This is a genomic window from Serratia sp. CY76391 (genome assembly GCF_052166695.1).
Lineage (GTDB): Bacteria > Pseudomonadota > Gammaproteobacteria > Enterobacterales > Enterobacteriaceae > Serratia > Serratia nematodiphila.
In genome coordinates this window covers 557,739-569,024 of the sequence record NZ_JBJNOJ010000001.1, presented here as the reverse complement: position 1 = coordinate 569,024, position 11,286 = coordinate 557,739, and the positions used below count along the sequence as shown (strand labels likewise).

At 61.0% G+C, this 11,286-nt stretch carries 8 protein-coding genes; 2 read left to right on the top strand and 6 right to left on the bottom strand.

All coding sequences use genetic code 11. The features are described 5' to 3' along the window. Nucleotides 1-27 precede the first annotated feature (27 nt). Nucleotides 28-2,244, top strand: a complete 2,217-nt coding sequence (ybiO, locus tag ACJ8PN_RS02980) for a mechanosensitive channel protein (protein WP_053091211.1) — start codon at nucleotides 28-30, stop codon at nucleotides 2,242-2,244. A 2-nt stretch (nucleotides 2,245-2,246) separates the two neighbouring features. Here the strand turns inward: ybiO and ACJ8PN_RS02975 are convergent, their stop codons facing one another. From ACJ8PN_RS02975 to rlmF, 6 genes are all read right to left on the bottom strand, one after another. Then, a complete protein-coding gene (locus tag ACJ8PN_RS02975; RefSeq protein ID WP_437189151.1) occupies nucleotides 2,247-3,230 on the bottom strand; it encodes an alpha/beta hydrolase family protein in 984 nt (327 codons plus the stop codon). An 11-nt stretch (nucleotides 3,231-3,241) separates the two neighbouring features. Continuing rightward, nucleotides 3,242-3,880, bottom strand: coding sequence for a GNAT family N-acetyltransferase (locus tag ACJ8PN_RS02970; RefSeq protein WP_442534598.1), 639 nt, complete (start codon nucleotides 3,878-3,880; stop codon nucleotides 3,242-3,244). Nucleotides 3,881-3,891: 11 nt separating this feature from the next. Further along, entirely contained in the window at nucleotides 3,892-4,461 is a 570-nt protein-coding gene (locus ACJ8PN_RS02965; RefSeq protein WP_442534597.1) for a TetR/AcrR family transcriptional regulator, read from the bottom strand. Between the two features lie 189 nt (nucleotides 4,462-4,650). After that, nucleotides 4,651-5,955, bottom strand: coding sequence for a methyl-accepting chemotaxis protein (locus ACJ8PN_RS02960; RefSeq protein ID WP_171453610.1), 1,305 nt, complete (start codon nucleotides 5,953-5,955; stop codon nucleotides 4,651-4,653). Between the two features lie 308 nt (nucleotides 5,956-6,263). Then, nucleotides 6,264-9,266 (bottom strand): DUF4214 domain-containing protein, encoded by a 3,003-nt coding sequence (locus ACJ8PN_RS02955; RefSeq protein WP_351107239.1) that lies wholly within the window; start codon nucleotides 9,264-9,266, stop codon nucleotides 6,264-6,266. Between the two features lie 210 nt (nucleotides 9,267-9,476). Further along, a complete protein-coding gene (gene rlmF / locus ACJ8PN_RS02950; RefSeq protein ID WP_351107236.1) occupies nucleotides 9,477-10,442 on the bottom strand; it encodes a 23S rRNA (adenine(1618)-N(6))-methyltransferase RlmF in 966 nt (321 codons plus the stop codon). A 118-nt stretch (nucleotides 10,443-10,560) separates the two neighbouring features. On the opposite strand from rlmF, the gene ACJ8PN_RS02945 reads away from it, so the two are divergent. Beyond that, nucleotides 10,561-11,190 carry a flavin reductase family protein gene (locus ACJ8PN_RS02945; RefSeq protein ID WP_351107233.1) on the top strand — a complete coding sequence of 210 codons (630 nt, stop codon included), beginning with the start codon at nucleotides 10,561-10,563 and terminating at the stop codon, nucleotides 11,188-11,190. Nucleotides 11,191-11,286 lie beyond the last annotated feature (96 nt).

Here is an 11,286-nt window from a genome sequence, read left to right as displayed (position 1 = left end):
GATCAAAGAACGCCAAAGAGAGGAACCATGCCGCCAAACGCAGACTCCCGACGAGGTTCTCATCTGCGAGAACACCTGCTTTTCCTGCTGCTGTTGCTGACCCTGAACGTCTTCGCACCACCGGCGCTGGCGCAAAATGCGCCGCCCGCGCCCGCCGACAAGAGCGAGCAGCAGAAAGCCGCCTACGCCGCGCTGGCCGATCTGCTGCAAGACGACAAAGCGCGCGCGGAACTCATCAACCACCTGAAACAGACCGCCGGCGACGCCCCCGCCGCCGCGCCGGCAACGCCGGAGGAATCGACGCCCGCTACGCTGAGCGACAGCCTGAACTCGCTGGCGCAGGAAGGCATCGGCACCTTTAACCAAAAGCTCGGCGCGCTGCAAAAGCTGATCGACTCCGGCCCGAAGCGCGTTTTCAATCCCGCCGGCTTTTTCCGCGCACTGGGCTACTTTCTGCTGACGGTGGCGGTCACCTTTGCGCTGTTCCACCTGATCCGGCGGCTGATCGCGCCGCTGTACAAACGCATGGGCAGTTGGGGACACAATGCGCGGCTACAGCGCGGCCCGTGGTATAAACGCCCCGCCGCCATTCTCGGCGCTTTCGCCATCGATCTGCTGGTACTGCTGCTGGCGCTGGCGGCGGGCAATCTGTTCGCCCGCCACGTCCACGCCGACAGCGCCACCATTCTGCGGCTGCAAACCCTGTTTCTCAGCGCCTTCGCGGTGATTGAATTTTTCAAGGCGGTGCTGCGGCTGATTTTCGCTCCCCGCTTCGACTATCTGCGCCCCTTCCCCTTCAGCGACCGGAGCGCGCACTACTGGAACACGCGCCTCGCCTGGCTCAGCGGCCTGATCGGCTACGGCCTGATGGTGGTGGTGCCGGTGGTGGCGGTCCAGATAAGCTACCCGGCCGCCGCCACCGTCAACCTGGTGGTGATGCTGGCGCTGACGCTGTACGCCATTTGGCTGATCCTGCACAACCGCAAGCCGATACAGCAACAGATCAACCTGCTGGCCGAACGGTCGATGGCGTTTTTCAGCGTGATCCTGCGCGGCCTGGGGCATATCTGGCATCTGTTGGCGATCGCCTATTTTCTGGTGTTGTTCGTGCTGTCCCAGTTCGACATCGGCAACAGCCTGCGCTTTATGATGAGCGCCACGGTGAAAAGTCTGTTGGTGGTCGGCGTCGGCGCACTGCTGTCCGGCATGCTGACCCGCTGGATTTTCCGCCGCATTTCACTGCCGACCGACGTCAATCTGCGCTACCCGATGCTCGAGCGGCGCATCAACTCCTACATCCCCAACGGGCTGAAGATACTGCGGGTGATGGTGGTGCTGGCGGTGACGCTGTTCCTGCTCGATGCCTGGCACCTGATCAACCTGTACCAGTGGGCGGGCAGCGAAAATGGCCAGCGGACGCTCGGCGGGCTGGTGCATATCCTGCTGATCCTGTTGATCGCCGTGTTCAGCTGGACGCTGATGGCCAGCATCATCGAGCACCGTCTGGCGCTGGAGCTGAGCAACGGCGTGCGGCCGAGCGCGCGCGAACGCACGCTGCTGACGCTGTTTCGCAACGTGCTGGCTATCGTTATCAGCACCATTACCGTGATGATCGTGCTGTCGCAGGTGGGATTGAACATCGCGCCGCTGCTGGCGGGCGCCGGCGCGCTGGGGCTGGCCATCAGCTTCGGCGCCCAGACGCTGGTGAAAGACGTGATCACCGGCGTGTTCATCCAGTTCGAAAACGGCATGAACACCGGCGAGTACGTCACCGTCAGCGGCATCACCGGCACCGTGGAGCGCATGACCATCCGCTCGATCGGCCTGCGCGACGACTACGGCGTCTATCACATCGTGCCGTACTCCTCGATCACCACGCTGGCCAACTATGCGCGTGAGTTCGGGGTATATCGCGCCAACTACACCGTCAGCCGCGACGAGGACATCGATCGGGTCAATGAGGTGCTGCATCAGGCCGTCGCGGCACTGAAGCAAGATGAACAGGTGAAGCATTTCCTGATTGGCGAGCCGGTCTTCAACGGCGTGGTGGCGCTGGGAGACCGCTCGTTCACCACCCGCGTGACGGTGCGCACACAGGCACTGAAACAGTGGGTGGTGCAATACGCCCTCGATCGGCTGGTGAAAATCCATTTCGATCGGGCCGGCATCGGCATGCCGCAGCAGGCGATGCAAATCTCCCGCGCGCCGCAGCCGCATGAAGAGCCGCCGCCTGCCGCGAGCTGAGGCTAACGCCCCTGGCCGCAAGGATGGGCGGCCAGGAAGGCCGCCACGTCCCGTCGGTAGGCGTCGTATTGCACCGAGCGCGGGGCAAACAGGCCAACCACGTTGATCAGCCACGGATGGCGGGCGAACAGCGGTTTGATCATCACGTGGTCTGCTTCGGCGATACGCGTCACCGTCAGCAGCGAGGCCGGGATCGTTTGCCGATACACGCGCTCGGTTTCGTCCGCGTCCACGTTGACGTCGCGCCCGCCCAGGATCAGGTGCACCGGCGTGGCGAAATGCCGCAATCCCGCCGTCGCGTCGCTGGCCATGTTGGCGCGGATAAAACGCCAGCGGTCGGCGCTCAATGCGGCGGCGCCAGACTCGCGACGGTACTGCGCGTAGCCGTCCGGTTGCTCGAGCAAGGTCTGGATATGGCGCCAATGCGCCTCGCGCGCCAGGATCTGCGCTTCATCGTCCCCTACCGCCGCCATCGCCGCCCGTGTGTTATAGCGCCCTTGCCGCAGCCAGTTGATCGCCGGCGAGAGTGCCAGAGTGAAAGCAATGTCAGGCCGTAAACGCGCCACCTCCGGCATCACCCATCCCGCCTGGCTGGCGCCCCACAGCCCCACGCAGCGCGCATCGAAGCGCCCGTCCCGTCTGGCCCAGTCGATGATATCAGCGGTTTCCCGGGCGCGATCCGCCATGGTCTGATGCAGCCAGTTGCCGCTGGAGCCGCCTACACCCGGCTTGTCGAAGGATAAAACCGCATAGCCCTGCTGCGCTATCGCCTCCCAAATGCCGTAATAGCCTTCGTCGCGGCTGGCGTTGGCCGGCCCATCGCCGTGTATGAACACCACCACGCCGGGCTTGACCGGCGCATGCTCCGGCAGCACCAGCGTGCCGCTCAGCCGGTTGCCGCCGGCGGTTACCGTGACCGGTTCGGTGACAAAGCGAAAGTCGTTGACGTAAATCACCCAGCCAAGCGCCGCCAAAACCAGTGCCACGAGGCACAGCCCTATTTTGCGCACATCGCCTCCCCGTTGCGTTTCTCCATCAATACCCAATCGGCCTGGCCGAACAGCCTCCCCAGCAAGGCGTAGTGCTCTTCGCGCCGTACCAGAAAACCGCAGCGCCGGTACAGGCGCAGCGCATCGACATTGCGCCGGCTGACGTGCAGACTCAGGTGCCGGCCTGCGCCCGGTCCGGCGGCGTAGTCGTTCATCCACTGCAGCAGCCGCCTGCCTACCCCTTTACCGCGCTGACTCTCCGCCACCGCCAGGTAAGAGAGATACAGCTCATCGGCCGCCGGGGCATGCTGCAACACCGCCATTTGCAGATACATGTGCCAAACGTTCAGCCAGCCATAGCGGCGACACAGCCGCCAAATCGGCAAGGCGCGCGGGCGCAGCCCGCCGTCGCCCTCTGCCTCGGCCGCATTGAGGGCAAAAGCCGCCACCACCTGTTCATCCTGTTTCACCACGAAACTACGCTCCCGGCTGCCGCTTTGCTGCCAACACCACAGCCGATAAAACAGACGCCACTGCCGGCGGGCGCTCAAACGGCGCGCGCGCTGGAACTTGTCGCAGAACGCGGCGTAGATCAGCGCCGCCGTTTGCAGGCGGTCAGCGTCGCGATAAGGCTCAATGTGCAGCATATCCACCTCGACTAGGGATGCCGGTAGAGCAGTTGTTCCAACAGCCGCACCGGCGTGCTCTCCTCCGGCGCAGGCGACGCAAAGATCGCCTGCCGCCAGGCCTGGCTTTCGATCACGTCCAGCACCAGCTGCGCGAGCGGTAACGGCGCTATCGCCGCCGCGATTTCACCGATTTGCTGAGCCTCGGCGATCACCGTCGCCAGCGCCTCAATCAACTGCCGCTGGTTGGCACTGAACGGCTCGGCCAACGCCGGGTTGCGCGCCACCTCCGCCACGATCTCCGCCGACAGCTGAACATTGGCCGGTTCGGCGACAAAGGCATGATAGGCGGTGAAAAAAATCGACAGCGCCTGTTTCGGCCGCTTTCTGTCGGCCAATAATCCGGCGGCGAACTCGGCGAATACGCCGTTTTCCAGCAGCGCGATCTCGCCGATCAGCGCCTCCTTGCCGGAAAAATGGTTATAGAGGTTGCCCACGCTGACGCCCGCCGCCTGCGCGATATCCCGCATGCTGGTCTGGTGAAATCCCTGATGGGTAAAGCTGTGCAGCGCGGCCTCGACAATCTTTTCTCGGTTTCCCATCGTCAGTTCCCGAAACGGTGAAGGGGCGCCTGGCGCCATAAATTGATATTAATGAATGAATTAATGAACGAACGTTCGTTCACATCAAGTCTAGCATAGACCGGTAAAATTGAACCGCGGCTCAACGGCACAGGAATCGGTGGGGGAAGGCAAACGCCGCCCCGTTTTCAGAGGCGGCGTCCGGCAGACTCAGTGCAACGCATCGCCCTGCTTCACCGAGGTAAAGGCCTGCATCAGCTTCACGACGTCATGCATGCCGATATTGACCTGGTTAATCACTTCTCCGGCGTCATGGGTCAATGCCACACCGCCGCCGGCCTGTTCCACGCAGGTCGCCATGCCGGCGATCGCAGCCGCCACGCCTTGCTGGATAGACTTGGTCATGCGTTCGATCTCGGTCGCCGCCTTGCGCGACTGTTCCGCCAGCGTGCGCACCTCGTTGGCCACCACCGCAAAACCGCGCCCGTGCTCACCGGCGTGGGCAGCTTCGATGGAGGCGTTAATCGCCAGCAGGTTGGTTTGGGAGGCGATTTTACGAATGGCTTCGACAATGGTGCCGATCTGCTGAGAGCACTTGCCGAGCTCGGTGACCACGTCCGAGGTTTCGCGCGCCGCCGCTTCAACCTGCTGCATGCCCTGCACCGCCTGCTGCACGATCGCCGCGCCCTGCGCCGCCTGCCGGTCGGTATCCAGCGACAGATGATGCGCATTGCGCACCATCTCTTCTTCGTGCTGCTGCTGTTGCATCAATCGGGTGATGTCCTGGGCAATTTTCACCACTTTCACCACCTGGCCTTCATTGTCGAGGATCGGGTTGTAACTGGCCTCCAGCCATACCCGTTCGCCGCGCCGGTTGACGCGCTCAAAACGGCCGGTGATGAACTCGCCGCGCGCCAGGCGCTGCCAGTGCCGCCGATAGTCGTCGGAAGCGGCGAACGCCGGCGGGCACAGCACCGCATGCGACTGCCCGCACGCCTCATCCAGCCGATAGCCCATCAGCGCCAGCATATTGTCGTTGGCGCTGACAATGGTGCCCTGCGGCGTGAAAGCAATCATCGCCATCGATCGATTCAGCGCCGCCAGCAGGCTGCGGTGTTCCTGCGCCTGGGTCACTCGCTCGGTCACTTCGCTGGCGATCTTGACGATTTCCACCACCTTACCCTGTTTATTCAGCACCGGCGCGTAGGTGCCCTGCAGCCATACCGTCTCGCCGTTTTTCGCGATGCGCTTTAGGGTGTCCGTGATGGGTTGCCCCTTATTCAGCGTCTCCCAATGCTTGCGGTACAACGGGCTGGCGACATAGTTCGGATCGCAGAAAATACGGTGATGCCGGCCAATCACGTCATCGCGTTGAAATCCCAGCGTGTTGAGGAAGAGATCGTTGGCGCGCAAGACCGTGCCGTCGGGCGAGAATACGATCATGGGAACGGCGTGTTCTATCGCGCCCAGCTCGGCGCCTTTGTGGGTAGTTAACTGACTGAATCGTAACAGCATAAGGTGTAGTCCTTGTGGCAGATGATGGCGCTTTTCTTATTTTGTCTGGCCACATGCCGCGCCCACACGCAGACGTGCCATCGCGGAAGGAACGGGCAGCGCCGAACCTTCTGGTTATTGCTATTAACCGGATTAAATTTATTTATTCAGTAAAGTAATTATTCGAATTTAAATAAACCAATAACCTAAGATTTTTATTATTAAATGCGTAATGAGAATAACGTAAGTGATGAAAATTGAAAGGTAAAATGCGGATTTTTGTCGGCGCCGGCAGGATAACCGGCGCCGTTGAGCTAACACATCGCCTCTTACGCGACCAGCGGCTCCGGCTCAACCACCGTGCCGTTGAGCATGATTTCCGGCACATAGCGCAGTTCATTGAGCAAACTTTGATGGTCCTGCCCCAAGAGCAGGATGACGCTGTCCGCGGCATCCAGACGGTGGTCATCATTGTTATCGACAATGAGGTAGCTGCTGTTTTGCTCGCCGAGAACGCTGCTGACCCCGACCTTGGCGCTCAATGCTCCAGGCTGACCGAGATCGAGCAACGCGGCCAACAGCTGGCTGGCGCTGCTGCCCTGTTCGGCCGTCAGGGCGCCGATTCTCGCCTCCACGCCTTGCGCATCGCTGACGCCATAATCCGCCAGCTTCCCGCCGCCGGCCCCCTGAACGATCCGCAGACCTGAAAGCACATCGTCGATGCTGCCCTGCGTCAACGAAAAGTCTTTTAACGTCACGCCTGACGCCGCCGTGCTGCTCTGCAGCGTAACGTGGCTTTTCCCTGCGCCGGCGACGATCGTCGTGTCTCCCTGCACGTTAAATTGATCGCTGCCTCCTCCGCCTTTGACCAACAGCTGTTCGCCCTGTAGCCCAAGATCTTCCAGCAGCGGCGCCAATTTGGCCTGCGCGCCACCACTTAACGGCAGCAAGTCCAACATTTGAATGATCGTGCCGTCACCGCTGCCGCCATGAGAGGACGTCAGGGTGAACCCATTACCGGCAAAGGCCGAAGCGTCAACCTGGCGGACCTGAGTGTACCCCTCCGTTAGCGTCAGGTTGAAATTCGCACCGCCGGACAACGTAATGTCTTGCACCTGATCATTTTGCCCCGTCAGCGTCAAGGCGCCATTTCCCCAGCCGCCGGTGTTAATGGCAACCAATGTCAATGGATTTTCATCGCCATGCGAGTCAAGCGCCAACGAGCCGGCATTACCGCGCCCGGAGAACAACAGGTCGAAACGATCGGTGGCATTCTCAAGGAAGGCTATCTCCAGCCGGCTGTCCGCATGATCACCGATGCCGCTGATTTCAAGGCGCGCCGCATCGGCATTGGCGTTGATCACCTTGACGTTATCCGCCCGGCCGGACAGCAACAATCCCTCACGGCCAAGCGCCTGCGCCGCCCGGCTCTGCACGACCGTCCCTCCGTCCGTTCCCTCTACGCTGGCGTTGCCGCTCAGCACCCCGTAGTCAAACACATGAGCACTCGTCGCCAGCGCTTTCGTACTGTAACCGTTCCAACCGATTTGCGTCAGCGTAGCTTCCGCCTGGCCGATGTAACCCGCCATATCTATCTGTTCGAAATGACTGAAATTGGCGGCATTGCTGCTCACCGTACTGATACGCACGCCAAAAAGATCGAGCGTCGAGGTCATTTTGACGATCAGGTTGGCGGACAAAATATCGTGCCCGTCACCGCCATCGGCGCTGAATATCCACCCCACATGATTGGCGCCGCCATCGGCATTGCCTCCCCACAGCAGGCTGTCATTGCCGTTGTTCAGATAAAAGTGCCCTTGGGCGGCGGCGAGATCGGCCTGCGAAGTGAGCTGCACCCGATCGTCGCCATAGGTGCCATGCAATGTCACATTGGCATTGTTTACCGTCATCTCCACCCCATACCGAGCCGCAGGGTTATTATGCAGCCGGATATCCGCCGCAGCGTCGCCATTGACGATCAGGTAAGAAAGCTGCGAGGCATAGCTCAGGTCAACCGTAACGTCCGCATCAGCATCCAGGAACACCCTGAACAGCACGGCGGTTTCCGCATTGCTCAGCGTATGGTGAGCATGCGTATTCACCGTACCCGACGCGTTGCCGCCGCCCTCGCTGGTGGCGAGAGAAGCAGTCGTTTTATATGCCAGGCTGGCGCCGACATCACGCGCGAACATCCACTGTTCATACTGAACGTCACCTGCCGGCGGCGCATTGATCAGATCGGCGATCACCGCCTGCGTGACCAGTGCCTTGTCGCCGCCCAACGCCCGATAATGTTCCAACTGCTGTTCATCCGCCGCCCGGCCATGCACCGCCTGATAGACGTGCTGAATAAAGTCGTCCCCCTGCAAACCACCGATCTGCGCCTGAAATTCCGGCGTCGCCAGAAGGGCCGAGACCAATTCGGTATAGCTCAACGTACCGGAGGCCAGCGTCTTGCTCCAATTGTCCAGCGAGACGCTGTCCACCGCCCGTTCGGGCAATGCACGGAACAGCGCCGCTATCTGCTCCAGATACTCGGTCGCCGGCAGTTCGCCCGGCGAATATTCCTGGCCCGCCGCATTGAAATGCTGTTGAGCCGCCGCATCTTCCGGCGCCACCACCCCGCGCAACTGCGCGATCATATCCACCAGCAGATCGCCACGCGTCGCGCCTTCCGCCAACCGTTGCTGGTAAGCAGCCAGTTCAGGCGCCGTCGGCGGCCGTTCGAATCCCTGAGCGAACAGATGCAAAATGAAGTCATGATCGGAAAGATCGTTGAGTGGCAAGGTGGCAATCTTGCTCTGCGCCAACGCAGCCAGATCGCCCCCCTGATTGAGCAGCTTGCCGTCATGCGCAATTTCATCGGTCTGCCAGGGCGCTCGCAGCAGATAAAACATCGCCTGCGCGTCGCCGCTCCCGCCGGCGGCATCAGCGGCCGTGCCGGGGTACAAACCTTCAGCAATGCGCTGATCGAGCGCATCACGCTGCGCCAGCATCACCGGGTCGTCCCCCAGATAGTTGAAGAGGTCGATAACAACGCTGGCGACAGCGCTGTTGAAATGCCCCTGTTGCAGTAAGGCATTGATGTAATCCGGATCGGGAGCGGTATTGTAAACGGAGAAATAAACCTGGCTAAGAATGTCGTATTCGCTTTGGCCGCTCATCCAACCGGCATCGGGTTGGCTCATTAAAATGCTGGCCATATAGGCGGGCGGCTGGCTGCCGATATCAAATGCGCTGTCGTAGTAATCGATTTCCGCCGCCGTCGGCAAACGCCCGAAAATGCCGATGATTAAGGCGCCGACCTCTTGTTGCGTAGCTAAAGGAATCATAATAAATCCCGTCAGTGTAATGGACCAAGTTCGCGGCATGGCTGCGCCGCGGCCTGTCTCCTACATCGCGAAGAGAGACATTGCACACTGCCTGGAGGGGTTTTTATAGGTATGACTACAGTTAAGAAATGCTGATGCGATAAGTCAATAAAACGGGGAGAACCGATTCTCGGTATGGGACTTTGCTCCCATACCGAGGCACCTGAAGACTTAGCGCCAGCGTTCGGCTGCCCAGGCGGCCTGTTGCTCGGCGTCATGGAAGGTCCAGGCGACGAAGCGGCTGATCTTCTGCCCTTGCGCCATCTCGATGGTGCGCACCTCGGCCGCCCCCGCCACTTTCAACGCATGGTAGATGGCCGGCAACGTGGTGTTTTTCGAGATGAGCGAGGTGAACCACAGGCAGTTGTTGGCCTTGCTGACGCTCTCTGCCACCATCTTGCGCACAAAGGCTTCTTCGCCGCCTTCGCACCACAGCTCGTTGTTCTTGCCGCCGAAGTTTTGCACCGGCTTGTCGGCCACTTCCCCTTTGCCCAGTTTATGCAGCTTGCGGCGGGTGCTGGCGCGCGCTTCCTGCTCGGACGCGTGGAACGGCGGGTTGCACAAGGTGGCGTCGTATTTCTCGGCCGCGCCGATGATGCCGCTGAAAATCAGCTCAGGCTGTTTTTGCAGCCGCAGGCGCACGCTGTTGCGCAGCGTCGGGTTCATCTCGACGATCATCTTGGCCGAGTTGAGCGACACCGGATCGATTTCGGAGCCGGTGAAACGCCAACCGTATTCGCGCAGGCCAACGATCGGGTAAATGCAGTTGGCGCCGACGCCGACGTCGAGGATCGCCACGCCCTTGCCGCGCGGGATCTCGCCGCCGTTGCTGGTCGCCAGCAGATCCGCCAGGTGATGCAGATAGTCGGCGCGGCCGGGGATCGGCGGGCACAGATAATCAGCCGGAATATCCCAGTGTTCGATGCCGTAAAAGTGTTGCAACAACGCACGGTTGAGCATTTTCACCGCCGCCGGATCGGCGAAGTCCACCGAGACATCGCCCCAGGCGTTCGGTTTTACGAACGGCGCCAGCGCCGGGCAACTGGCGATCAGCGCCGGGAAGTCGTAGCGCGAACGATGACGGTTGCGCGGATGCAGGCCGCTTTTCTGCTGCGGGAAGGTTTTCTTTTTTTCCACCGTGACGGGCTCTCTTGAAGGGATTTCCGGCGCGTAAGATAACACATCCGGCCCGCAATGGCGCAGCGGCGGGAAACCCGGCACAATGAAAGCTTCATCGATTGCCGCAGGGTCTCCCATGAACCGTGAATCTCGTTATTATTATGAACCCGCCGCCGGCCACGGCCTGTCGCACGATCCGCTGAACGCCATCGTCGGCCCGCGCCCCATCGGCTGGATCTCTTCCCGCAGCGCCACCGGCTTGCGTAATCTGGCGCCCTACAGCTTTTTTAACTGCTTCAACTATCGCCCGCCGATCATCGGTTTCGCCAGCACCGGCTGGAAAGACAGCGTTGCGAATATCGTGGAAACCGGTGAGTTCGTTTGGAACCTGGCGACACGCCCGCTGGCGGAAGCGATGAACCACAGTTCCATCAACCTGCCGCGCGGTGAGGACGAATTCGCCTTCGCCGGCGTCACGCCACTGCCCGGACGCCGGGTCAAAGCCGAGCGCGTGGCCGAAAGCCCGGTGAATTTCGAATGCCGGCTGACCCAGTGCATTCAGCTGCAAACCGCCGCCGGCGAACAGGTGGAGACCTGGCTGATATTAGGCGAAGTGGTGGCGGTGCACCTCGATCCGGCGCTGCTGGACGAACACGGCGTCTACCAGACCGCCGCTGCCGAACCTATCCTGCGCGCCGGCGGCCCAACCGCCTACTATGGCATTTCCGAACAGCACCGTTTCGATCTGGCGCGCCCGACGCGCTGATCGTCTCCCCCTGTTTATGCAGAAGATGAACGGGGGAATTAACAATCAAAAAATCTGAATAAAACCATCAACACTCTCCGATTTCATCCCGCCTGC

Coding starts and splice junctions, on each gene's coding strand:
- ybiO (WP_053091211.1), top strand. CDS start 28: ATGCCGCCAAACGCAGACTCCCGACGAGGTTCTCATCTGCGAGAACAC.
- ACJ8PN_RS02970 (WP_442534598.1), bottom strand. CDS start 3,880: ATGCTGCACATTGAGCCTTATCGCGACGCTGACCGCCTGCAAACGGCG.
- ACJ8PN_RS02965 (WP_442534597.1), bottom strand. CDS start 4,461: ATGGGAAACCGAGAAAAGATTGTCGAGGCCGCGCTGCACAGCTTTACC.
- ACJ8PN_RS02960 (WP_171453610.1), bottom strand. CDS start 5,955: ATGCTGTTACGATTCAGTCAGTTAACTACCCACAAAGGCGCCGAGCTG.
- ACJ8PN_RS02955 (WP_351107239.1), bottom strand. CDS start 9,266: ATGATTCCTTTAGCTACGCAACAAGAGGTCGGCGCCTTAATCATCGGC.
- ACJ8PN_RS02945 (WP_351107233.1), top strand. CDS start 10,561: ATGAACCGTGAATCTCGTTATTATTATGAACCCGCCGCCGGCCACGGC.